The organism is Pedobacter alluvionis, assembly GCF_003664035.1.
Classification (GTDB): domain Bacteria; phylum Bacteroidota; class Bacteroidia; order Sphingobacteriales; family Sphingobacteriaceae; genus Pedobacter; species Pedobacter alluvionis.
This window is the reverse complement of sequence record NZ_RCCK01000013.1, coordinates 350,878-373,931: the sequence shown is the minus strand read 5'-3', so window position 1 is coordinate 373,931 and position 23,054 is coordinate 350,878. Positions and strand designations below refer to the sequence as shown.

Below are 23,054 nucleotides of genomic sequence, written 5' to 3'. Positions count from 1 at the left end.
GTTTTAATTAATGCGTCTAACTTTTTTTTGGAGGTAGCGGTGGTGGTTTTACTGAATTATTTTTTGTGCTTTGCGGTACTTTTAATTCGGGTAGCCTGGGAATATTCACAGATTTTGGAGCGCTACTTTCTTTTTTTGGTGGCAAAGGCGGTGGTGATTTAGGGGTTGGTAGCGGAGGCCTTGTCATTACCGGTGCTGCAGCAGGGGCTTTTATTTTTACACTGTAATTGGTACTGGCAATTTCCTGAAAAACAGACTGCATAGTATCTTTAACATCCAGTGGCTGTAATGCGATAACATGGTGATATTTTTTAAGCAGTTTTTCGGTAAAATAAAGTGTGTTGATTTCTTCTGATCCAAGCAAGATCATCACATCATCTACCGATAAGTTATTTACCTTCAACAGATCGTCTATTGCCGTAAAAATCATTCCATCGTTGGCATAATAATGAAGCCTGTCGTTCAAATTTCTTTCCCTTACATTAAACCAGTACCGATTTCCGTCGGATAGTTCAGCCTCACCATTAATAATCGGATTGATATTTTGAAGTAAACCTGCACAGAACGGCAGCAGAAAAGAAATTTCGTTCTCTTTATTAATCGACAGATAAGAGTTTTGGAGGATAATGTATTCTACAATCATATCGGCCAATATTTTTACCCTTGGATCTGCCCCCTGACCTACCAGTTTGGCTGAACCCAGCACGTTGGCCTTACTATTTTTATAAAGTTTTAAATAAAGTACATCATCAATACCATTCATTAGCAGGATAGCCTTATTGTTTGGCAGTACCTGTTTTTGAGTCAGAATATTAAAAAGTGTATGGTTATATCCAACGCGGTCTAAATTAAAGTAACCGGCTTCCTGGAACAGGGTTTCGATAAGCGATTTTTCATTATCTTCAATATCATCATCAAATAAAAAGCGTAAAGGGAACTGCTGCCTGTACGATTCGATAGAATCGGCTTTGTATATTACCGTATTTAAAAAGTGCGACAGGTATTGTTCAATCCCGTAATAAAACAGCTGTTTAACAGGCTTTTGGTTGCCGTAAATAATAAAGTGTTTACTGGGATCCTTTACAATTTCAAAGTAATTACCATAAGCATACGGATCATTCTTATAGAAACGTTCCCTCGCTGCGGCCCCAAAAATAAAATCGTTGCCATTTACGTAAAAGTATAAAGGAATTTCATTCGATTCCTTCATTTTTAATGGAGCATAAGGGTTACTGTCTGATTGATACCAGAAAGAAACTGTCCGCTTCGATATTTTTGCTAATACGCAGAATTTCATCTTCACTATTGTTTTTGAATGCCCTTAAGCAAGTGTTTTTCAAAGAATTTCATTCCTTCCAGAATGATGATTGGCGCCACATAATCGAAATCTTTCTGATCATCGTGTTTCCGCTTTTGCGCTTTAATAAAATCCGGCTCGCCTTTGATGTAGTTTTCGATGTTCATATCCTGAAAACCCGCCATAAAATCTGTTGCATTCATTTTTAAACCGAACATGCTCGATGAGACCTTATAAAACAGGTCTGCAAAATCCATAAACCTTGGGCAGTGTGATTTACCTTCCTGCGGCAAACAGATAAAATGATTGCCAATGTGCTCCAGCATTTCAGGGGTAATGGAATTAGTTGATTCCAGGTATTTAAATTCGCCATTTGGCGTAACCACACAGAAATTATCTTCACCTAATATCTCGATGGCCTGTTTGTTTGTCGGCACCAAAATGCTGGTGATATTGGTTGGGATGGCCAAACCTTTAGATACTTCGTATTTAACATCCGCATTGTCTGTTCCGCGCTGCGAATTGATATCGATTATTTTTAATGGACTGGTGGTTATCGGACTAATAGTTTGTTTGGCTACTGCTTCTCCACCCATTCCCCTGATAAACATCTGTGTATAATAATCATCTGCTGCGGCCGGATTTACTGCAGTAAACCAATCGAATATCCTTGCCCCTTTACCTGCAAATGCAATTTTTATTTTTGGTGGAATGGCTTTAACTGCTGGTGGTGCATCTTCTGATTTTACAATTTCATTCCTTAATTTATAAGCCAGCTGACCTGCGTAAAACATGATCAAACCGGTAACGTAAAGGTTAATGCTCATCATTTCCTTACATTCGGCAGCGATTAAAAGGTAAAAAGTTTCAAAATCTGAGGCTTCTAAACGGTCAACAACCTGTTCGAAATAATAGGGAGCGGTATTTTCGTTAAATTTAGGTGTACCGGAATTTAAGCCCTGGATCGATATTTTTTTCTTTTCGCATATCCTGAGTAGCACATTTTTAAAATTTGGAGAAAACTTAGTAGCCTGTGCCACACGTTCGGCAGCGAAACGGATCGAGTTCTGTTTGATCATTGCCTTTCCACCTTCCATTGAGCACAATGCGGTAATATCTGTTGTACTGCCACCGATATCGAAACAGAGTACCAACTCTCCTGGATTAATAGAGTACCCCCCATTTGGGCGCACCAGGTAATTGGCTACGGCGCAGGCTTCGGATAAGGACTCTTCGTTGCTTAACTTTTTGAAATCGAACCTTACCGGACCGGTTTCCGTTTTGATATCTACCGCTGTAAGTGTTTTTTTAGCCTCATTTCCCCATCCTGTAGCAACATCTGCTTTAGGTTGCTCGCCCCAGCCACTATTGACCGTTTCTGTTGCACCCCATGCCGGTGTTGTGGCTACAGGTGCTGAAGCCTGGCTGCCCCAGCCACCCGATTGAGCTACCTGAGATCCCCAGCTGCTGCTGCCCGATGTGTCGCCGATATCGGAAAGATCAGAAGGAGGGAAGGTTTTTAATTTAACGTTGCTTTCAATTGGTGATATTTCTTTGAGCGAGTCCCATATCCCTCTGTATTCGCTTAATAATTCTTTCCCCATAGATGAGGGGTACGACCATTTTAAAGTATGTGGTTCATGGCCTTCGATAAACAATTGTGCGTACACATGAAGCAGTAAGGTACTTAAATAGGCGGTTTTGTAACTCTTGTCAATCTGCTGGGTAGACCACTTCATATTGTACACCAGCTCTGCCCTGCCAATCCGGTTATAACCTAAAATGTATCGGTTGTTTTCTGCATTTTCAATGGGTAGGTTTTTTTCAAAACATGGAAAACCACCTTTTACCGCCTGCGCCATTAATGAATTGACCTGGATGTTGCCGTCGTTCACCACTCTTCTAGAATCGTGGATGGTTAAAACAGATTTGATGGAATTGGTCAGGATTTCGTCGTTCTGAAAGAAGAAAATCTCATCTTCCACTGCAGGCCTCTCGTCATTATTTTTGCTATCGCTGGCCAGCAATGATACCCTCTTATTGGTCAGTTTTAAATTTTCGCAAACCTCATTCCGTTGATCAGAAAAATAAGCAATAGAGGAATTTGTGCTGCCAAAATCGACACCCAAAAAGGCTGGCGACAATGTTCTTGGCGCGTTTAACATATTCACCGGTAAAGCCTGTGTATTGCCCGATCCATCATAACGGATAATCCCAAAACCACAATCAACCCCTGCATGTGCAAATTTTACGCCTTTAAAAGGTTTATTGCTTTCGTATATCTCGTATTTGTATTTATTGTCGGCCACCGCGTTATTGGATGCGATATGCAACTGCGCTTTAATGTTGCCGTATTTTTCGGAGATTACTGCCGCCTTTCCGTTATTGGCGAGGTATAAAGGAACACCATTCTCATCTAAAACTATCCTGAAAAAATCATCATCAACATTTCCGATAAATGGCGTAGCCTGAAACTTAGCGTCGTTATGCGGTATTTCTGAATAAAGAAAATATCGGTTCCATTGTTTGGATATAAAATTAGGCCACATTAAAATGTCTTTACCGCTTATCGATTCGGAAGTTACCCTGTAAATTACCTCTTTTACAATCTCATTTCCGGTTTCGGTATATAGTTTTAACTGAACGATCAAGCGTTCGCCGTCTTTATCCGTGGGGTCGTAAATGGCGGTAATCCGTGATTTTACGTTTGATGATTCTGAAATGCCCACCAATGCGTCAAGCGTAGCACCAAAAACATTTAGGGCCATTGGCGTTAATGGCAGGGTAAAATAAGCATAGCTGTTCAGCTGGCCTTTGGTTTCGGCGGCCAGTAGCAATATGGGTTTTGATTTTAGAAAGTTCCGGGTTCCCATACCTTCCCTGCCAAAATCGATCTGGGCAATCTCGGTAGTATCCGGAAGCAGTAAATCTTTCGGATCGAATAGGATACTTCCTTCTTTCAATTCGTTATAGATAATCCCCTCCGAACCGTATAATTCTGTTGAATAATTGAAAAGCAGGCCAAAAGGATAATTGAATAAAGAGCCAACTTCGGGTGATGTAGATTTATCAAGTTTTGGATATCCCTTTGCCTGCTGATAAATAACCATATCGTTCATCCAGGCTTGGATACAGGTCGAAATATTTCCATATTCAGGTCTGATCAGTTCTTCTACTCCGGCATAATTTAACCTGAACCTTTCAATATTATCCAGAATGTGTTTCGCGTAACCATACAGTGTAAAAAGTTCCTGCGGATTAATCTCAGATTGTAAAGGATCGATAAATTTTCCGTTCTGCACGTTGATGAAAGGGAATTTTTCCTTAATCTGGTACGATACCGAAGTAAAAACAAAGCTATCAGGTGAAGTTCCGCCAATAACGTTACCCTTAAAAGACATTACATCAATAAAGGGTATTTTATCTGCATTATTTGCTAAAGATTGATCACACCATAAGGGTTTTCGCTCGAATAACATATTGCCAAATGCACCAGTGGGTTCGTATATATTTTCTGTTGTATTTAAATGGCCGCCGTCCGAATAAGATAGATGAATCCTATTCACTTCTATATCTTTATAGTTTAAGGCTATACAACTGATCAATCCTTTCCATTCACTGATCAGGGATTTATAGAATAACATTAAACCTGATGCTTCAGCTTCTTTATCGCGGATATTATCTATGGCATTTTTGAATAAATTGGCCCGGGCAAATACAGAAGGTATACCAGATACAATTGTTCCGATATTAACAGCAGAATTTCCGTCCTGATCAACAGCGATTTCGGGTATCAGGATGTTTTTTGTAAATACTTCAAGCTGGGGAATTTTATCCCAGGCAAATTCGACGCCGTTCGGCTCTGTTTTGGGATGAACTTTTATCGCCAGTGCTTTGATTCTTTTATCAGACATGGTTCTTTAGTTTATATCGAAGTTTTGTGAAATGGTAAGTGCGTTAAAAATGTGCGCTAGGAATTTCTCCTTGGTCGTATTTACTTTTTGCTCGTCTTTAGGATTGGTATTGATCAGTTTTTCGACAAAAAGATCATAGCGATCCCTAAAAAGTCCTCCTTTACTCCAATGGTGTTTTTCATCCAGGAAAATGGTTCCAACATCCAATTTTTTTAGTTCGGAAGGGTTATCAGGGAATGACTTGCTATCAAAGAGGAACCTGCCCGGGGCAACGGAGTTCCTCACCTGGTAAAGCCAGCCCGGTATAAATTTGGCATCTTTGAATGTGTAGGCGAAGAGTTTAAAGTATTCGTTTATATCTTTGCATTCTGCATCGGTAATGGTACTGTACTGATTGAGTTTTTGGTTCTCACATTGTTTAATGAAACCTTTTATACCGGCATCATCAAAAGCACCACCATTTTTGGTTAAAGAAATGTGTGCAAGGGAGAAAAAAGCACCCAGTTTATTTACAAATATTTCACCTGATTTATTTTCATTGCCTATAAAGTCGTCAAAAGAAAAATTGAACGAATTATCTTTAAATTCTACTGCTTTATACAGGTAATCGGCTTTTGCACTGTTAAAGCCATCATTCCGGGTAAAGAAATTGTATGCCGCACAGGCACATAACAATTCTGTAATGTGACAGGGATTTTTTTGTTCGCTTCCTCCGGTTATGGTCTGATTGGAAATGTTGTTGCCATCAATTTTTTTGCTTTCTATCGGCCAGCCGATATGGTACAATAACTTATAACACTTCTGAACCGTAGGGTCGCTCTGATAAAACTGCAGCGCAGCCTGACTGTTTAAAGGAAAAAATGATGAATCGGCGATTACACTATTCGCTTTGCTGGCTTTCTGTTTATCATCGGGTTTATTAAAAGTGAAATACTCTGTTAATAAAGTAGAACCAAATTTGGCCTTGGCGAAATCGATACTGGCATTTCCGTTAGAGCGGATTTTTACAAAATCCTGTAGTGCTTTAGGGATGACCGGGATAGATGATGCACCTGTACCACCGAATATAGACCCAAAAATGAAAACCCTCGCATTTGCACCGGCACTTTCCAGTTTACCCATAAAAGTATCCAGTTCGCGCTCCTGCGATTGTACTGCCGCACCTTTGATGATATTCCGCGCTGCTTCTACAATACCATGGTACATCAGCATAGAACCCAGGTGGGTTTGGGCCCGGTAGCCATGATCCAATGCAAACTCCTGTACCGAGCCATTGTCCAAAAACAGATCGGAGATTAATTTATTGGCTTTTTGCTGTTCGGGAGAGCCTGTGGTAATTTTACTAATGTTTTTGTAGGTTTCCCTTCCAGGTCCAGCATAATTGGTAAAAAACCGGTGTAAATTCAGTTTTGCTGAGAAAAAAGTATTTGCATTTGGGGTTCCGCCAACACTGGTACCGGTTGTTTTGATCCGGTTATAAAGACTGATCAGTTCTTCAACCCGTCCTTTATTCCCGTTATTTTGATCGGTATCAAGCGTGAGGATTTCGATTTCCTGATTGTCGAACATCCCGATTCCACACAAGTGGGTAAAAGCTTCCAGGCAGCGCATCCCGGTACCGCCTATGGCGATTACGAATAATTTATCCATTGATGTTTGATTAGGGATTAAAACCAGTGTCCGATTTTTCCGGTGGCAAATATTTTGCTCATTACAAAACCGATGATGATGTAGAGCATAAAACCGATAGCTGTACCAATACTTAAGGCTGTTACATAATTATTCAATACCATAATGTTTGCATCTGGTTTGAATACATAATAGCCCAATAGAAAACAGACTGCCGGATTTATGATGGCCAATACCCAAAACCAGGTTTTACGTGCCTGTGGGTCTTTAGGATTACTCCCACCTTCGAACTTGATGGCGTTTGCAATGATGGCAGATAAAAGAAGAAAGATTAATGCGGTGATGATCGAGATGATGTAAGCTGACGTTGATTCCATTTTAGAATTATTTTAATGATTTTAGATTACTGTTTAGTTTTAATGTAGTACGAGTACACTACTTTGTCTACGGGCTTAAGCTCCTGCAAGGTGTTTTTTATAGATTCTGACAAAGCGGTATTAGGAGTATTTTTGATGTTCACCCATTCAAATTTGGCCATTTTGGCGCCCTGTAGATTAGGAGTAGCTGCGTTTGATAAAATATCCACCTTGATCAACCCTTCTGGATTATGGATGTTGGCTACACTGGATTTAGGGTCGAAAGAAACACCAAATTCTATATGTTTTGGGTTAGATGCCCTGGTATTGGCAAAAAGGGTTTGATTTAAGGTAAAAACCTCATTTATTGGGTTCGCTGCCTGTGCTTTATAAATCCATTGTTCTTTTAATTTCCCGTCGGCATTGTAACATGCCAGTGCAATTGCATCCTTTTCCTGATCAGAAAACTTAGCCTCGCCATTATTTCCTTTGGTTAATTTAGGTTGGTGTTTCTTAGCTTCTTCTGCTTTGGCAAAATTTTCAAAATCGGTAGTTACATCCGAAACCTTTACACTGAAATTCCCGAAAGTGTAACTATCTTCATTACTGAGGTCAATAAAAAGTTTCCTGAAGAAATCGTTAAATTGATTTTGGCCAGCGTATGTAGTGTGCAGTTGATCGATGTTTTTCCAATCTAAACCAAGCGGATAAAACTCAAAGTTGTACCCGTTTTTAAGGCCGTTAATGTAACCCTCTTTTAAATCAAGGATATTTTTTGCCTTATCTGATTTTGCACTTTCATCATAAAAAATACCGCCTGATTTTTCTGAAGGATATGCTGTAGATAGCTTATAAGCATTGTTTGATAAATCAAATCTGGTTGTTGATGGAGAAAGTTTTGATTCGAGTTTTGAAATCATGCTTCCTGCATCAGGATTACCACAGCTGAATATGGTAAAGTAAAGATGTTTATTAACCTTTCCTTCTTTATAATCTGCAATAAAAAAATGGACCGCATTTCCTTTTGCCAGCCATTTGGAGAAGGGGATTTTTAAAAAGGCCGTATTGGTCACCTCTATGTTATTTTGCCACTCCTCAAAATCGGTAATCAGGAGCGCATCGTTGTTGCCTGCAACAATTTTCTCTACTGTAGCTTGTAAAGGCGCCCAAATATCAGCGTATTGCTTCGGGTCGCTTACCTGTTGCCCCAATTCGGTTGTATTGGCTACGTTTAATAATGATATTTTTTTGGAACCTAATTTGTAAACTTCAAACTGTTGAGCGAGAACGGCGTTGAAGCAGGACGACATCATACTTTTAATTGTAGGATCATTAAAAGCCTTATTGATACCAGATGAAAAATCAATATAAAGTGCCGGAGTATCTCTTTTAGGATTATCGCCAAGAGTTATGGCTTTATTGTATGCTTCTATACGCTTTCCTAAATCCTGATCATAAAAGTTGAAATTTGCAGCAGCAAACGGATCTTCTGATTTGGATCCTCCGGAACCTTTACATGCTGAAATTGCAAATAAGCCCAGTAATCCCATTATCCTGAAAAAATTCAGGGTATTGCCTGTTTTCATAATTTATAAATTTTAATGTTCCTAGTATTGTTTAGTTGATCAAAAGTATAAGCATGGCAAGGGCAATCCTTACGGAAAACCGTAAAGGGAAAATTAAAGGCGATAAAATTTTGATTTAATTTTTAGAAACCATTACATTTTTGCGCATTCAAACCAATCACCTCAAGCTAACTCTGCTCTACATAACCTGTTTAATGCGTTCAAAATGTATACTAGCGCTAAGCAACATCCCCTAAACTTGAATGGTAGAGATTTCATTAATGATTTAAAAGACCTTGGGTTGCACGACTTCGACCTAAACAAAAAAACAGAATAGACAATAAAATTCCTTGCCTGTATCCAGGCGAGGAATTTATAATTTTTTCGCATGAATGGTCTGGCCTTGTATAAAAATCATCTCTTTTATTAATCCATGCTGATCTTTTACAAACTCCATGCTTGCCTGGATCGTTTTAAAGAAAAATTTATTACTACTTTCTGCAAAGGCCTCTATCCTGGGTTGCCCGGTTGCCTGTACAAAAACCTTTTTACCCTCGCGGCTAACGGTTAATACAAGTTGGGGAGTAAGCTGATAATTACCAGGATAACTATTTAGATCCTGCTCTGGAACTTCGGCAAGGGTAACCTTTTTGGTTTTGCTTAAGCCCTTAAAACCATATACAGTAGAAATGCTGTTGATCAACTCCTGAATGATTTCTCCGTTATCTGAATTAACCATAATGATTAAACCATTTCCACCCTCAAAGCTCCCATAATATCCGCCGGTAAACCCTGCATTGCCCGCACCATGGCCAAAGTATTTGACTCCGTTGTAATCCTCCACGAAAACACCAAAAGCAGCTCCATTTTTATTCATGTAGGGGCTAAGGCGTAACTTTGTTGTCTGCTGATCGAGAACCTTTGCCGATTTACCCTGGTAGGCAAGCTGGGTTTCGATGATGTATTTGGCCAGATCGCTGGGGTTTGTCCATAAACCAGCAGCAGCCTGCTCCGGATAAATGTGATATTTGCCTTTCACCTCTTTTCCATCACCATCGTATCCTGCAGACAGCAATTTCTCCCTTACACCCAATGGCGGCTGCGCAAAAGTACTGCTGAGCATACCCAACGGCTTTAATACCTGTTCCCTTAAATAGCTTTCATACTTTTCTCCGGTAATATCGGTGAGTACCAGCTGGGAAATGGTTGTTCCCCCTCCTGAATATTCCTGGCGGGTTCCCGGAACAAAAAGTGAACGTACTGCATCGGAATTGGCCGGAGATTCGCCGTTTAAAATCTGGATGACAGAAGGTAGCGGCTTACCTGCCTCATAACCGCCAAAGCCATGCACATTTAACCCTGCGGTATGGCTGAGCAGGTTTGCCATATTGATTTTCTTGCCCTTCGAAATGGAATCGTAAGGGAATTTCCAACTTTTGAGATAAGTATTGATATCTGCATATACATCCAGATCCCGGTCTTTAAATAGCTTTAAGATGGCCAGGCTGTTCAGCGATTTACTGATTGATGCTGCCTGAAAAAGCGTTTTATCGCTTACCCGAATTTTCTTTTCTGTATCTGCAAAACCATAGCCCTTTGCAAAATCAACCTTATAATCCTTAATTACCGCGATGCTGAGCCCTTGCACCTTAAAATGTTTCATCCGCTCGAGCAAATTAAAAGGAGCAGAATCACTAATCTGGATATTTTCAGTGAGTCCGTTTTCAACCTGTTTAATCCGGTCTTCCACGGTGGATTGCGCAAGGGTAGTGTTAACAATGAAAACCAAAAAAAACAAGACCAGAGCGGCGGTCAATTTATAGGATTGCTGACTGGCTCTGTTAAGGCTATCCAAATGGGTTGTTTCTGTGTTTTTCATACAATATTATCTTGGTGTAATCCAGAACAGTTTAGGATTATTGGTTTTATAATTGATCAACTTAAGCCCGGTTTTATGATTTGTTGATTCCTTTTTATGCCCCCCAAAGGAACAATATCATAAAGAGGCAACAGTCATATAAGTCTGCAGGTTAAAAATAACAATTAGCGGTTTAAAACCAAGTTTCACGGGTGGATATCACAAAACGAACTATACCCATTTTAAAACTTACTATGTTATGGTTACGCATTATACAGAATTATTTTTTAATCAACCCCCTTAAAGCAAAAAAGCCGCCCATAGGGCAGCTTAACTGATCTGATTGATATTTTTTATTTCGCTAAAACCATTGCATTTTGCTGTGCTTCCATGATCGCTTCAGAAGCATAAGATGCAGATTTAAGACTGGCAAAGTCAGCTAATTTTACATTTTTCATGTTACTTGCAATCATTGTACTTTGGCCAGCTGTACCATTTAATTTTAATACCGCATCATCTTTAACGATAGTGTATAAACTGCCTGCGGTAGTTTTAATCTTTGCTGTAGCACTCTGACCCAAAAATAACTGAAGGTATTTTACATCGAAATTATTGCCGGTTACCACAACCGATTGACCATAAGCTTCAATTCTTTCCAAATCTTTTACGGTAATATTCAGTGTTACCTGACTGGTTTCTAATGAATTGATAAACAAGGTTTTTCCATCAGTTGTTACTGAAGTTTTTGCAGCATCGTAGTTGCTGGCACCGGCTATATTTTGCTCTTCGCCCTGGGTTAAAACGATTTTAACGTTCCCGCTCACCCAGATCCTATTGAATTTTGATAGTGAAGAAGTTTTTGTTTCTGTTTTAACTGGCTCAGCGGCTAAAGTTGCCATGGCTGATGAAGTAAATAATACTGCTGTTAATGCTGCTGCGAATAAGGTTTTTGTTAAAGTTTTCATATCTTTTATATTTTAGGTTTTTGCTATTGTTTGTTATTAAGACGCAGCTGTCCATCAAACGTTTCAGGCAAAAACCTCGTATTATACCAGCATCGGTAACCGCCAGACCAACGCCTGTAATTTGTAGACGAATGGGTGTTCATTGTATAAGCTGAATGCATAAACCCAGCGGATGTGGTTATACTTATCCCTTGTTGCCAGCTTTATTTAATTTAAATTATGGGGATGCGCATTTTAATTGGTTGTTCACGGATTATGGACAAAGTGACTCTTCTAACTCTCGTATTCAGTATACCCTATAAGGTATACTTTCATATAAGAACCTAATCTGGCCTGGGAGGGGAGGAATTAATTTATGGATTTATAATTTTATCTGCAAGGGCTATCAGTTCATTCTGGGTGGATGGATCTGCCTGGTTAGAAAGCAAAACAATGCCTGAGCTCAATTCCGGGTAGTAGACCATATAGCTGCTAAAGCCTAAGCTTCCGCCAGTATGAGAGATGCTGCGTTTACCGGTGCCCGTTTTTTTGATTTTCCAGTTCAGGGCAATTGCCCCATCTTCCACTTTTCCAAAGGCTTGCTGGTGGGCTAATTTAACCGCAGGGTTTTCTTCGTTGAGCTGGAAAGCCATGTACTTTAACATGTCAGAACTGGGCATTCTTTCACTTATCGGTACAATTTATGTTTACGTTAAGAGTATTGCAGATAGCCAAACCTTTGCCACTAGCTTCAAAAATGTAGCTGGCATCAAAATCAATTTGTGGATCGTAGTGGTAATTGTCATTTCCGTGCTCATAGTCACCATTGGCGTTTTGAAGCGTGTAAATCTTCCTAGCAGGATTTTACGAAAAAAAGCCACCCAAATGGGTAGCCTTAACTTATCTGATTGATATTTTTTATTTGGCTAAAACCATTGCATTTTGCTCCGCTTCCATGATCGCTTCAGAAGCATAGGATGCTGATTTAAGACTGGCAAAGTCAGTTAATTTTACGTTTTTCATATTGCTTGCAATCATTGTACTTTGGCCAGCAGTACCATTTAATTTTAATACCGCATCATCCTTAACGATAGTATATAAACTGCCTGCTGTTGTTTTAATCTTCGCTGTAGCACTTTGACCCAAAAATAACTGAAGGTATTTTACATCAAAATTATTGTTGGTTACCACAACCGATTGGCCATAAGCTTCAATTCTTTCTAAATCTTTTACGGTAATATTCAGCGTTACCTGACTTGTTTCTAATGAATTGATAAATAAGGTTTTTCCATCAGTTGATACGGAGGTTTTTGCAGCGTCGTAGTTGCTGGCGCCGGCTACATTTTGCTCTTCGCCCTGGGTTAAAACGATTTTAACATTCCCGCTCACCCAGATCCGGTTGAATTTTGATAATGAAGACGTTTTTGTTTCTGTTTTAACTGGCTCAGCGGCAAAAGTTGCCATTGCTGATGAAGTAAATACTACTGCTGTTAATGCTGCTGCGATTAATGATTTTGCTAAAGTTTTCATATCTTTTATATTTTAGGTTTTTGTTCTTGTTTGTTATTAAGACGCAGCCATACCTCAAACGTTGCAGGCAAAAACCTTGTATTATACCAGCATCGGTAACCGCTAGACCAACGCCTGTAATTTCTAGACGAACTGTTGCGAATTCTCTAGCCAGATTTGCGTAAATCTATCTATTGTGTTAATACTTATGTTTTTTTATCGGCTTCCTATAAAATGTGGTAATGTTCAGTTTATTTATTTGTTCACGTATCATGAACAGATTGGTTTTTTGAACACTCCAGTTTATTATACCCATAAGGGTATAGATATGAGTAATCCACTATCAACATTTGTAAAAACACAACGCAAGCTGGTTAAACTCTCACAGGAGGAATTGGCATTCAAAGCTGGGGTGGGACTCCGTTTCCTTCGGGAACTGGAGCAGGGAAAACAGACCTTAAGGCTAGATAAGGTAAATCAAGTACTTGAATTGTTTGGCAAACAGGTTGGCATAACAAATATGGAGGATAGACATGTGGATTAGGTCAAAAGTATTATTTGCGGATAATCTTGCGGCATATCTGGAGAAGTATGATAATCCGTAAATAGATGGGCATCATCTCGCCCTTGATAAAATTTTTTGGTCTTTTCAGATAGAATAAAAGATGAAAATTGTAACTTATAATGATACATTTAAAATTAAACAAATGTACATTTGAGCCAGTGAGTCATCAAGATGTTCGTCAGTCGAACGATCTGTAAATCAATGCCTTACAAAGAAATCCAGCACCCGAACATTTCGGAATAATTTTGGTTTTGATATTTCAATCAATTTACTGACTTACAGTATTTTACAAAAAAACAGTCAATTTTCGACTCACTAAAATTAACCATTCAAAATGGTCGAAAACGAGTCTTAATGTGTTATAAAAACCAAAACAAAGTCTTGAAAATCAACGATTTGCGCGACAATGTTCTGGTTTGAATCTAAGGAAGTGGTCCCGACGAAGCCAGAACAAGCTTTATTTAAACAACCTACTGACTAACAATTACTTGCAAAACACAATTACGACTCACTAACCATCTAAAATGACTGTTATTGGGCTCAAATGTTATCACTCAAATTTACGAAATGAATTCGTTTAACACAAGAAAAATTATCTAAATACAACCAGCTACAAAATATTAAGAAAATTAATAAATGATTTTCGCGAACATTCAGTAACAACAACACATGCATCTACCCTAATTCTATTACAATTACTAATAAAATTCACCCTAATTCTGTGACAGAAAAGTAATTAATTAACCCTAATTCTGTGACGAAATATTCATTAATTAACCCTAATTTTGTAACAACAAGTAGTTTAGGAATTAAAGTTTGTCAAATGTTCGATAGGATAATATTTACAGAGTTAGAAAAATGGCTTACCAAATCAAATCGTAAGCCATTAGTGATAAGAGGCGCTAGACAGGTAGGTAAGACGACCGTTGTTGGGCAATTTTCAAAAAAATTTAAGCAGTACATCTATCTCAATCTCGAGCTTGCTGTTGACAGAAAGCCTTTTGAAGAGTTCACAACGATCGAATTACTCGTGCAGTCTTTGTTCTTTATTAAAAATCAATCACTTACCCAAAGAAACGATACACTTTTGTTTATCGATGAAATACAGGAAGTGCCTGAGGCCTTAAACATTCTACGTTATTTTTATGAAGACCAACCAGGGATTGCGGTAATAGCCGCGGGTAGTATGCTCGAAACGTTATTTGATAAAAACATTAGCTTTCCGGTCGGAAGAGTGGAATATATGGTTTTAAGACCTGTTTCTTTTCCCGAGTTTTTGAGTGCTATGGATGAGCGGGAAGCGATAAATTATTTACAACAGGTACCCGCACCAACCTTTACACATGATAAACTCATGCAGCTATTTCATACCTATGCACTTATAGGGGGAATGCCAGAAGTTATTAAAGAGTATAGTAAAAATAAAGATCTACTGGAGTTGTCAGCAATCTTCGATTCGTTGATTACGGCATATATGGACGATGTTGAGAAATATGCCGGTACAAATGCACAGGCCTTACATATAGGTCATGCAATAAGGGCATCATTTGGACAGGCCGGTCAGCGTATTAAGTTTGAAGGTTTCGGAAATTCGCCCTACCGGTCCAGGGATATGGGAGAAGCATTAAGAACGCTGGAAAAGGCCCTGTTAATTGAGCTCATTTACCCGTCAAGTGATGTAAAACTGCCTTTGCTGCCAGACTATCGGAAATCTCCAAGGCTTCAGGTGCTGGATACTGGAATGCTTAATTATTTTGCTGGTATACAGACAGAGATTTTAGGAACCGATGATTTAAATAAAGTCTATAAAGGGACCTTAATTGAGCACTTGGTTGGTCAAGAGTTATTAGCCACACAGTTTAAATCTTTAAGTGCACTCCATTTTTGGGTACGGGAGAAAACTACTTCAAGTGCGGAGGTGGACTACGTTGTACCTTTTGAAGGGCAATTAATTCCGGTAGAAGTGAAATCAGGAGCTGAAGGCAAATTAAAATCTTTGCATATGTTTATGGATCTGTCCCCACATAATATGGCCATCCGATTTTATGCAGGCTTACTGCACATTACTGACGCCGTTACCCCCGGCGGCAAGAAATACAAACTATTGAATCTCCCTTATTATCTGGTATCTCAAATCGAGAATTACCTAACCTGGTTCAAAACACAAATCTAGATTAGCAAGTCTACACGATTTTTTTCAAAAGATTTAAAATTGACTAAATCTTAGGCTTAATTGGATTAACCAATTTTTTTGACCCCTTATACCAATTTTATCTTATTCGCAATACGCTGACAATCAACACACTACAATACAACTATCTTTTAGCGAAGCAGGGTCGATAGACAGTGGTATATCCACTAATAGGTGCTGTTTTTAAGCTTTTTATAAATAATTGGTGTTTTAAATTTGGTGCGATATTTAGGTTGATTTTTCATAATCCTACGATTTCAAAGTAACGTGAAATCACCCTGTAAATTCCTTATTCCCAGATGTAAATTTGACATATTAAACCTTAAAACTAAATTATATGTCAATTGAAAATGAAGTAAAATCCGAGATTCTAAGGATTGCCGGAAAACCAGATCAACCAGATTTGCTAAAAAGCACAACAATTTTAGGCGATATAGGCTACAACGAAATGATGTGCCGGGAGCTGGAAGATAGCCTGCAGGTTATAGCCAACAGACATGCTACCGGAAAAATAATAAGGCCGGGAAGTATTACACCAGAAAGTACTGTGAGTGATTGCATCGGTAAGGTCAAATAATTGTAGATATGAAAACAAAATCACTCTTGACAATCATGGCTATAATGCTATGTTGTTATCTCTGTAGGGCACAGAATGTTCCGGTCGACAGTGTACTGATTTATCGCTTATTAAAGGATATTAGCATCAGGAATACATTTGATGAAGATGTTTCCAAAGTTACACCAGCCCAGTTTATGTTCACAATTCCAAGATCGGGCGAAAAAAGCTACCTCGTTGATGGGGGAATTGCTTATACCCTCGGGTACTTAAAAAATTATACAGCGAAAGCAATCGTGGAATACCATAAAAATACGATGATAGAGAAGGAACAGGATAACTTTTCGGTTGGATATTCAGGTCTTTACTACACAACCATACACCCAATTAACGTAATGCTCACTCATAACCTCACTTTTGTCGATGACGGAAGAAAATCTGACCGATCGATCGTGTTTGTTGGAAATTTAAGCCCTTATTCCACTAAAAGAAAGATCCGTTTTAATGCTCCAGGCAATTTTGGTGATAGCAGGTTCGGTTATCTGCTCACGCCAAATATAGGTACAGAAATTCAGCAGGTGTTAAAATCATTACTTCCAGAACGCGAAGGAACGATATTCAGAGGTACTGCTGATTTTTCGGGAGCAATATCCTTTCTCCAGAAAAATCCGGATCCGATCAATACCATTGCACCTAGAATACTTCAGTTAAGTTTTTCGTATACTTTGAGAAGAGCATTTTCTGATAACACTTCAGTAGGTGAGCGTAAAACAGAACTACTTAAGGCAGGCGCAGACTTTTTTATTCTCGACAAAACCACAAAGCAGGTTTCATTGGGGCTGGCATTTAAAAAAGGTTCGAATCCACTAAAAGGCCTTGATTCACAACAATACTGGCAGTTTTCTGTAAATGTACAGTTGTAGATGCGTTAGCTTCCCAGATTTTAATTTTATAAATGGATGTACCATTGCTAATGTGTTGATAATTAACGATTTTTATATACCAAACAAAGCTATTTAAATTATGAAAAAATCTCTCTTAATCTCCGCCTTAACATTTGTTATTGGCCTGGGACTTGGTTACCTCTTTTTTAATAAACCACAGGTTCTTCCGCAAGAAGATATGGAAGATGTCGACATCTCAAGTTACGGCATCGGAAAATGCGATGGTACAATTGATCGTTCCTCACAGCTCTGTCTTGATTCCGCCTACCAGATTGTACAGGCGTACAAGGGTATAGGGCTAGATTTAAAACAGAATACCCGCGCTGTGTGGCTTCCCTTTTCCCGCATCGAAAATCTTTATTTTCTTCTGAAAAACGAGCAGGAGAAAATGGGGACAGACGGTCTGAGAATATATTTTGGTAAATATCCCAAAGAATATGAACCAGGTAAAAGACATCCCCATGCGAAACAGAACACATTGCTATTTGTCTCAACAAAATCCGATTCTGTAAAAACAAAAGAAGGCTTGTTCGTAAAGATTCATAAAGACTATTTCAACCAGGTTATAGGTACCATTCCAGAAAATAAGGGTGAACTCTGCCCACCGGGGGATTGCCCTGGATCAGGTGCATTATTATTGGGTCCACCAGCAGGATTAAAATGAGTTTTTTTACGGTCAATATAATAGCGGAGCTGTTATGTTTCCTTACCGCACTTTTTGCGCTTTGGCGAAAGGGCATGTGGAGGATGCAGATCCTCTACATGTTTCTTGTATGCGCTACAGAAATCCTGGGGAGGTATCTGCTGAAAGGTATGGGAGAGACGGATAATTCCTGGCTCTATAATATATATCTGCTCATTGAGGCATTTTTTATTGTATTTATGTTTTACCACCTGTTGCAAGGAAAGATCAAATACCTCAATTTGTACCTAGGGATATTCACAGGCATTTTTGCTTTAAGTTATGGTTATGACTTTTTATTCCATGGCTTTATGATTTTTAATACCAATTGCAATACCATTGTTTCTTCCTGCTATTGTATAATGGGGATGTATTATTTCTATTGGCTGATGAACAGGGGAGAGTATACTGATATTCTTGGTTTTGCTCCATTCTGGTGGGTAGGAGGAGTGATCTTATATTATTTTGGCAGTACGGTGTTGAATATATTCCAGGATGCCCTTATCCATGCCAAAGATCATACGATAAGGCGGTATATGATACAGTTTATTAATGTGGTTCTCTATGGATCCTGGTCATATTCGTTTATACTGAAGAGATGGAGTACGAAGAACTAAAAACACTGATTATAACTTCAACGCTAATCTTTTTGATCGGCCCGGTATTTATTTTCCTCTACGTATCCACCTATTTTAAAAAAAGAAAAAAACATATAGAAGAGAAGCTAGAAATGAAACGCTCTTTTGACTCAGAACTTCTGAGGGCACAGATGGAGGTCCGGGAACAGACAATGGAAACCATTGGTGCAGACCTTCACGATAATGTTGGTCAGTTGTTAAGCCTTAGTGCAGTGACTTTAAATGCTATTGATTCCGATCAGGTTTCAATAGCTGGTATGGAAAAAATTGAAGCTGCGGTATCACTAACCATGAATGCAATTGAAGAAATGAGGCTACTTGGGAAGCTGCTTCAGGGAGAACAGTTGATTTTATTTGGGTTACAGGAAGCCATTGGCTATGAAATGGACTATATACGCAAGTTGGGAATTTATGATCTTGTTGTGAATATTGACCCTATGATGAGGAGTCTGTCTGATGCGAGCAAAGAACTTATCTTGTTCAGGATCATGCAGGAAGGACTTAACAACGTGATAAAGCATGCACAGGCAAACCGCATAGAGTTAAGCCTTGGGTCTACTGAAAATTATCTAGTATTGGTTATTTGGGATAATGGTAAAGGTTTCTTAGCGGATCCGATCAGTGAAAGGGGAATGGGACTACTAAATATTACAAAACGTGCTGAATTAATTGGTGGAAAAGCCGAAATCAACTCAGCGCCGGGAGAAGGAACAAAGATAGAATTAAAAGTGCCTTATGATTGACAACATTGAAAAATTACGGGTAGCCATTGTTGATGATCATGCCCTGTTCCGAAAAGGTCTGGTATTTTTAATACAGGAGCTCAAGCAGATTGAAGTCATTTTTGAAGCCGAAAACGGTGAGGTTATGAAAGCTATGATTGCCAAAGGCTTAATGCCCCATGTGGTACTCATGGATATTAAAATGCCGGTTCTGGATGGATATGGGGCTAGTAAATGGTTGAAGGAAAATCATCCTGAAATAAAAATTCTTGCCCTGAGCATGTACGAGGATGAACGTGCGGTGATTGGAATGATCAGAAGTGGTGCAGGTGGATATCTGCTGAAATCATCCGGGCCAAGGGAACTTTTATCTGCTGTTAGGATAATCAATGAAAAAGGGGTTTTTATCAATGAGAAAATGTCAGGCAAGCTCTATCGCCATGCAACCTTGGAAAAGGGACCGGTGTTGAGCAAAAATGAATTAGCATTTTTAAAACTCTGCTGTTCGGAGATGACTTATAAGGAAATTGCGGAGCAGTTGTGCGTAAGTCCCAGGACAATTGATAACTACCGCGATTCCCTTTTTGAAAAGCTTGAACTTAGATCTAGGACCGGGTTGGTGCTTTATGCAATAAAAAACGAAATTTTTCAAATTTGATAGTGCACAGATGGCCTTCATTAAAAAAACTAAATTATGATATACGATTGGAAAAATCCCATGCAAGCTCTTGAAGATATCAAAGAAGTTTCGATGGAAGCGGTAAAAAAAGAAGAAAGCTGGTACTCCAGTTTCAGGAGTTGGCACTCATTTTTTTCAAGGGGAATAAGGGTGCTTAGCCTACTCCTTTTTTCCGTAGGACTTATAATACCAATGCTGCCACTCGGCTTGCTTAGTAACGATACCAAATTAGGATACCTAAGCCTGGCTATTGGTGGTTTTTTTCTCCTATTGGATCGTTATCTGGGCGTATCTTCGGGATATGTGCGTTTTTATGTGGCAGAACTGGATATCAAAAAGTCTACTGCTGAATTTCAGGACAATTGGAACATTGAAATCGCTAAGACCCAGGCTGGCATTTCAGTTGTGCAGATCACAATCCTTCTGGAAATGATCAAAACTTTTAGGGCTTCTGTCTTTAATACCGTTCAGGCTGAAACAGCTTTGTGGGCTAATGAGTTTCAAACCCAGACAAGCGAACTTTATGAAATGTTCCGTAAAAAACAGGAAGAATCTTTGTCTGCGCTGGGAACAATTTCTGTAATGGTTGAAAACTATGCCGGATATACTGGCATCAAATTAATGATGGATGATTCAGTAACCATCTCAATAATAGGTAGTTATTTAGGTGTTTTTCGAAATGTTGATCCCGGTGTTCACAAAATTACCATTGAGGCCACAAAACAGGCAGGCAAAATTTCGTTCTCACAAAATGTATCTCTCTCTGCGAGTAAAACAGCGGATGTGGTGATGAAGTTGCCCTAGTTAGAATGCTCAATAAGGTCAATACAAAATGTCTCACTGTTTTTGACGTTCCAATCAGCTACCCGCGCATATTCAGCTGGAGAAGGTTTGAGTCTATCGTGCCGCTATAGTTAAATCCCTGATCGAAGCGCAAAAAATATGAAGGCCAAAGAAAATAAGTTAAACTAATTAACGATTAAAATTATGAACAAGTTAGGCCTCTACGCTATAATAATTTTGTCTTTCGCAGCGTGCAGACAGGACGTAAAATACGACTCAAAAGTCTATGATATTCAGTTTCTATATAATCCTTGGATTAAATTAAAATTCAATACAGGTATCGTCGAAGTGTCGGTAGCGAAATACCGGGATAAAATAAACATTACTGAGAGTGATAGAAAACTGATTAAAGATTCTTTCAGGGAGAATGGGATAGCAGAGCTACATGGAGAGATATTCGTAGACACTAACCATCCGGTAATGCCGCCGGACAATTTTCAACTTAAGTTGATTAAGGATAAAAAAAGCATTGCGGATACCATAATAAGCAATAGTGCACCCCTTGCAAAAAATGATGTAGAAAAAAATACTGAAGTTTAAAACCACTGTAACCGGGGTTTTGGATAGGAGCAGCCAGTTTAAGGCAGCCAAGGAGGCTTTCGCTAAATTTCAAAAAGATAAAAATGTGCCTATATTTTGAAGGAGATAACTGGTAAAGCACTGGTCATAAATAAATAAGTTAGCATTTAAAATGCTCCCCGATTTATATAAAAATGAGGTAAATGTCAATGAAAATTATGGGTAGATTAGGTGTTATTTTTCCGGACTTACCGAAGAGCAAAGGACATAATGTACTAGTAATATGTTCACCGGTTATTTTTGGCGAATCGACTTACGCCCAGTCGACAGACCGTATCGGAACAGGTGGTTACCGGCCAGAAAAATCTAGTCTAGAATATCGAGTAATTTAGCTGAATTAAAACTTGTATGCTCTCCTGATCTTACGTAACCAAGCTGGTTGGTAAGCATTGTTGTTTCACCGATTTTAAAAGGCAAAGTGTTTTGGTGATGGTGCCCATATATCCAATAAAGAGGATTATATTTTTCTATCATTTCAGTTAATTCTACAGCAAATGCTTCATTCAGTATACTTCCCAAAAACCTGGGAGGATAGTTCATTAAAGTTGGTACATGATGAGTAACTACAATCTTTTGCTGTCCATTTTCATTTGATATTTCATCCTGAATAAAGTCTAAACTTTCCTGATGTAGTTTATTGTAATCAGCTGGCCTGAAAACTTGCCCATTATTCCGGATCACGTAAAAATCGGACATTCCATCAAATATCTGTCTCTCATTTGGAGGACTAATGTGAGACCACATTGTTGAAAAGATTAAATCGTAATCTGTAGCTTTGATCGTAATGTTGTTGACCAGTTGAACATTATTTTTGATCTGCTCTAGATGGGGCCCAGAACATCTGGTGATATCACCGTAATAATATTCATGATTACCTGGGATCCAATATACCTGTTCAAAATTATCTGAAACATAATTGAAGAAATCCATACGTTTTTCAAGCTGGCTAAAAGTTACAATATCGCCAGCTAAAATCAATATATCAGCTTTAGATTGAATTGGGAATTTCTTCAGATAATCATAATTTTCAGGGAATTCTAAATGTAAATCAGATGCGTATTGAAAGGTCATGGTTATTAAGTGTTTTACAATTGAAAATTGGCCATCTATAATCTTACTAATAACTATAGAAATAATTTATAGCTAAAAGTTATTGAAATATAGCCTAATGTAGCGATGGAAGAGTTTGCCATTATACCAAAACAAATCATATAATCTTTTTGTTGAGATAAAGACATTAACAATCTGAAAATCAATAATTTATGGAAAAATCCGACGAAACCAGAACAAGTTTCGTTTATATAACTTTCTGACTATCAAACACTTGAAAAATACAATTACGACTCACCAACTGTCAAAATGACTGTTTTTAGGCTCAAATATTATCCTTCCAAATTTATGAAATGAACTTAAATAATGCAAAAGAGAATCATCATTCATTCTATATTATATAAATAACTTATATTGAGAAACCAACTTTGAAGAGAGCAGGAGCCTCCTTACAAGGTATTGATTTGAGAAATTCAAGCCGCAAATTTGTTTTACCACTAAAACATCTATAACATTAAGAAAATTCATTTGAT

Annotated in this window: 21 protein-coding genes; 11 read left to right on the top strand and 10 right to left on the bottom strand. The window is 38.5% G+C overall.

All coding sequences use genetic code 11. The features are described 5' to 3' along the window. Positions 1-16: 16 nt before the first annotated feature. From BCL90_RS18360 to BCL90_RS18325, 8 genes are all read right to left on the bottom strand, one after another. Positions 17-1,297 (bottom strand): hypothetical protein, encoded by a 1,281-nt coding sequence (locus tag BCL90_RS18360; protein WP_121285609.1) that lies wholly within the window; start codon positions 1,295-1,297, stop codon positions 17-19. Between the two features lie 5 nt (positions 1,298-1,302). Further along, a complete protein-coding gene (locus tag BCL90_RS18355) occupies positions 1,303-5,211 on the bottom strand; it encodes a hypothetical protein (protein WP_121285607.1) in 3,909 nt (1,302 codons plus the stop codon). A gap of 6 nt (positions 5,212-5,217) precedes the next feature. Further along, the gene (locus BCL90_RS18350; protein WP_121285605.1) at positions 5,218-6,861 is read right to left on the bottom strand and encodes a hypothetical protein; all 1,644 of its coding nucleotides are present in this window, start codon (positions 6,859-6,861) and stop codon (positions 5,218-5,220) included. 17 nt (positions 6,862-6,878) lie between these two features. Further along, positions 6,879-7,217, bottom strand: a complete 339-nt coding sequence (locus tag BCL90_RS18345) for a hypothetical protein (protein WP_121285603.1) — start codon at positions 7,215-7,217, stop codon at positions 6,879-6,881. Positions 7,218-7,243: 26 nt separating this feature from the next. Next, positions 7,244-8,782 (bottom strand): hypothetical protein, encoded by a 1,539-nt coding sequence (locus tag BCL90_RS18340; protein WP_121285601.1) that lies wholly within the window; start codon positions 8,780-8,782, stop codon positions 7,244-7,246. A 352-nt stretch (positions 8,783-9,134) separates the two neighbouring features. After that, entirely contained in the window at positions 9,135-10,640 is a 1,506-nt protein-coding gene (locus tag BCL90_RS18335) for a serine hydrolase (RefSeq protein ID WP_121285599.1), read from the bottom strand. Between the two features lie 332 nt (positions 10,641-10,972). Continuing rightward, positions 10,973-11,584, bottom strand: coding sequence for a GIN domain-containing protein (locus tag BCL90_RS18330; protein WP_121285597.1), 612 nt, complete (start codon positions 11,582-11,584; stop codon positions 10,973-10,975). 353 nt (positions 11,585-11,937) lie between these two features. Further along, complete coding sequence (locus tag BCL90_RS18325; protein WP_166792085.1) at positions 11,938-12,216, bottom strand: serine hydrolase; 279 nt, start codon at positions 12,214-12,216, stop codon at positions 11,938-11,940. A 10-nt stretch (positions 12,217-12,226) separates the two neighbouring features. On the opposite strand from BCL90_RS18325, the gene BCL90_RS18320 reads away from it, so the two are divergent. After that, the gene (locus BCL90_RS18320; protein ID WP_121285593.1) at positions 12,227-12,475 is read left to right on the top strand and encodes a hypothetical protein; all 249 of its coding nucleotides are present in this window, start codon (positions 12,227-12,229) and stop codon (positions 12,473-12,475) included. Between the two features lie 6 nt (positions 12,476-12,481). Here BCL90_RS18320 and BCL90_RS18315 read toward each other — a convergent pair whose 3' ends face one another. Further along, positions 12,482-13,093 carry a GIN domain-containing protein gene (locus BCL90_RS18315; RefSeq protein WP_121285591.1) on the bottom strand — a complete coding sequence of 204 codons (612 nt, stop codon included), beginning with the start codon at positions 13,091-13,093 and terminating at the stop codon, positions 12,482-12,484. Positions 13,094-13,400: 307 nt separating this feature from the next. Between BCL90_RS18315 and BCL90_RS18310 the strand changes: the two genes are divergently transcribed. The 10 genes from BCL90_RS18310 (at position 13,401) to BCL90_RS18265 (ending at position 21,432) form a co-directional block, all read left to right on the top strand. Then, positions 13,401-13,616, top strand: coding sequence for a helix-turn-helix domain-containing protein (locus BCL90_RS18310; RefSeq protein ID WP_121286210.1), 216 nt, complete (start codon positions 13,401-13,403; stop codon positions 13,614-13,616). 844 nt (positions 13,617-14,460) lie between these two features. Further along, positions 14,461-15,810 (top strand): ATP-binding protein, encoded by a 1,350-nt coding sequence (locus BCL90_RS18305; RefSeq protein WP_121285589.1) that lies wholly within the window; start codon positions 14,461-14,463, stop codon positions 15,808-15,810. A 355-nt stretch (positions 15,811-16,165) separates the two neighbouring features. Continuing rightward, positions 16,166-16,405 carry a hypothetical protein gene (locus BCL90_RS18300; protein WP_121285587.1) on the top strand — a complete coding sequence of 80 codons (240 nt, stop codon included), beginning with the start codon at positions 16,166-16,168 and terminating at the stop codon, positions 16,403-16,405. A gap of 8 nt (positions 16,406-16,413) precedes the next feature. Beyond that, on the top strand, positions 16,414-17,307 hold the full coding sequence (locus BCL90_RS18295; protein ID WP_134380354.1) for a hypothetical protein: 894 nt from the start codon (positions 16,414-16,416) through the stop codon (positions 17,305-17,307). Positions 17,308-17,407: 100 nt separating this feature from the next. Next, a complete protein-coding gene (locus BCL90_RS18290; RefSeq protein WP_121285583.1) occupies positions 17,408-17,992 on the top strand; it encodes a hypothetical protein in 585 nt (194 codons plus the stop codon). Continuing rightward, complete coding sequence (locus BCL90_RS18285) at positions 17,989-18,627, top strand: hypothetical protein (RefSeq protein WP_121285582.1); 639 nt, start codon at positions 17,989-17,991, stop codon at positions 18,625-18,627. Before BCL90_RS18290 ends, BCL90_RS18285 begins: the two co-directional genes overlap by 4 nt. Continuing rightward, on the top strand, positions 18,609-19,391 hold the full coding sequence (locus BCL90_RS18280; protein WP_121285579.1) for a sensor histidine kinase: 783 nt from the start codon (positions 18,609-18,611) through the stop codon (positions 19,389-19,391). Before BCL90_RS18285 ends, BCL90_RS18280 begins: the two co-directional genes overlap by 19 nt. Further along, on the top strand, positions 19,384-20,028 hold the full coding sequence (locus BCL90_RS18275; RefSeq protein ID WP_121285577.1) for a response regulator transcription factor: 645 nt from the start codon (positions 19,384-19,386) through the stop codon (positions 20,026-20,028). Before BCL90_RS18280 ends, BCL90_RS18275 begins: the two co-directional genes overlap by 8 nt. 36 nt (positions 20,029-20,064) lie before the next feature. Further along, a complete protein-coding gene (locus BCL90_RS18270) occupies positions 20,065-20,853 on the top strand; it encodes an SLATT domain-containing protein (RefSeq protein ID WP_121285575.1) in 789 nt (262 codons plus the stop codon). 183 nt (positions 20,854-21,036) lie between these two features. Then, entirely contained in the window at positions 21,037-21,432 is a 396-nt protein-coding gene (locus BCL90_RS18265; RefSeq protein WP_121285573.1) for a hypothetical protein, read from the top strand. Between the two features lie 345 nt (positions 21,433-21,777). On the opposite strand, the gene BCL90_RS18260 is transcribed toward BCL90_RS18265, so the two are convergent. Further along, positions 21,778-22,542 (bottom strand): metallophosphoesterase, encoded by a 765-nt coding sequence (locus tag BCL90_RS18260; RefSeq protein ID WP_121285571.1) that lies wholly within the window; start codon positions 22,540-22,542, stop codon positions 21,778-21,780. Between the last annotated feature and the right edge of the window lie 512 nt (positions 22,543-23,054).

What these genes read in the sequence shown, in the direction of transcription:
- BCL90_RS18330 (WP_121285597.1), bottom strand. Translation starts at nt 11,584, where the DNA reads ATGAAAACTTTAACAAAAACCTTATTCGCAGCAGCATTAACAGCAGTA.
- BCL90_RS18270 (WP_121285575.1), top strand. Translation starts at nt 20,065, where the DNA reads ATGATATACGATTGGAAAAATCCCATGCAAGCTCTTGAAGATATCAAA.
- BCL90_RS18285 (WP_121285582.1), top strand. Translation starts at nt 17,989, where the DNA reads ATGAGTTTTTTTACGGTCAATATAATAGCGGAGCTGTTATGTTTCCTT.
- BCL90_RS18280 (WP_121285579.1), top strand. Translation starts at nt 18,609, where the DNA reads ATGGAGTACGAAGAACTAAAAACACTGATTATAACTTCAACGCTAATC.
- BCL90_RS18310 (WP_121286210.1), top strand. Translation starts at nt 13,401, where the DNA reads ATGAGTAATCCACTATCAACATTTGTAAAAACACAACGCAAGCTGGTT.
- BCL90_RS18265 (WP_121285573.1), top strand. Translation starts at nt 21,037, where the DNA reads ATGAACAAGTTAGGCCTCTACGCTATAATAATTTTGTCTTTCGCAGCG.
- BCL90_RS18350 (WP_121285605.1), bottom strand. Translation starts at nt 6,861, where the DNA reads ATGGATAAATTATTCGTAATCGCCATAGGCGGTACCGGGATGCGCTGC.
- BCL90_RS18315 (WP_121285591.1), bottom strand. Translation starts at nt 13,093, where the DNA reads ATGAAAACTTTAGCAAAATCATTAATCGCAGCAGCATTAACAGCAGTA.
- BCL90_RS18345 (WP_121285603.1), bottom strand. Translation starts at nt 7,217, where the DNA reads ATGGAATCAACGTCAGCTTACATCATCTCGATCATCACCGCATTAATC.
- BCL90_RS18360 (WP_121285609.1), bottom strand. Translation starts at nt 1,297, where the DNA reads ATGAAATTCTGCGTATTAGCAAAAATATCGAAGCGGACAGTTTCTTTC.
- BCL90_RS18305 (WP_121285589.1), top strand. Translation starts at nt 14,461, where the DNA reads ATGTTCGATAGGATAATATTTACAGAGTTAGAAAAATGGCTTACCAAA.
- BCL90_RS18275 (WP_121285577.1), top strand. Translation starts at nt 19,384, where the DNA reads ATGATTGACAACATTGAAAAATTACGGGTAGCCATTGTTGATGATCAT.
- BCL90_RS18340 (WP_121285601.1), bottom strand. Translation starts at nt 8,782, where the DNA reads ATGAAAACAGGCAATACCCTGAATTTTTTCAGGATAATGGGATTACTG.
- BCL90_RS18300 (WP_121285587.1), top strand. Translation starts at nt 16,166, where the DNA reads ATGTCAATTGAAAATGAAGTAAAATCCGAGATTCTAAGGATTGCCGGA.
- BCL90_RS18290 (WP_121285583.1), top strand. Translation starts at nt 17,408, where the DNA reads ATGAAAAAATCTCTCTTAATCTCCGCCTTAACATTTGTTATTGGCCTG.
- BCL90_RS18355 (WP_121285607.1), bottom strand. Translation starts at nt 5,211, where the DNA reads ATGTCTGATAAAAGAATCAAAGCACTGGCGATAAAAGTTCATCCCAAA.
- BCL90_RS18295 (WP_134380354.1), top strand. Translation starts at nt 16,414, where the DNA reads ATGAAAACAAAATCACTCTTGACAATCATGGCTATAATGCTATGTTGT.
- BCL90_RS18320 (WP_121285593.1), top strand. Translation starts at nt 12,227, where the DNA reads ATGTCAGAACTGGGCATTCTTTCACTTATCGGTACAATTTATGTTTAC.
- BCL90_RS18335 (WP_121285599.1), bottom strand. Translation starts at nt 10,640, where the DNA reads ATGAAAAACACAGAAACAACCCATTTGGATAGCCTTAACAGAGCCAGT.
- BCL90_RS18260 (WP_121285571.1), bottom strand. Translation starts at nt 22,542, where the DNA reads ATGACCTTTCAATACGCATCTGATTTACATTTAGAATTCCCTGAAAAT.
- BCL90_RS18325 (WP_166792085.1), bottom strand. Translation starts at nt 12,216, where the DNA reads ATGGCTTTCCAGCTCAACGAAGAAAACCCTGCGGTTAAATTAGCCCAC.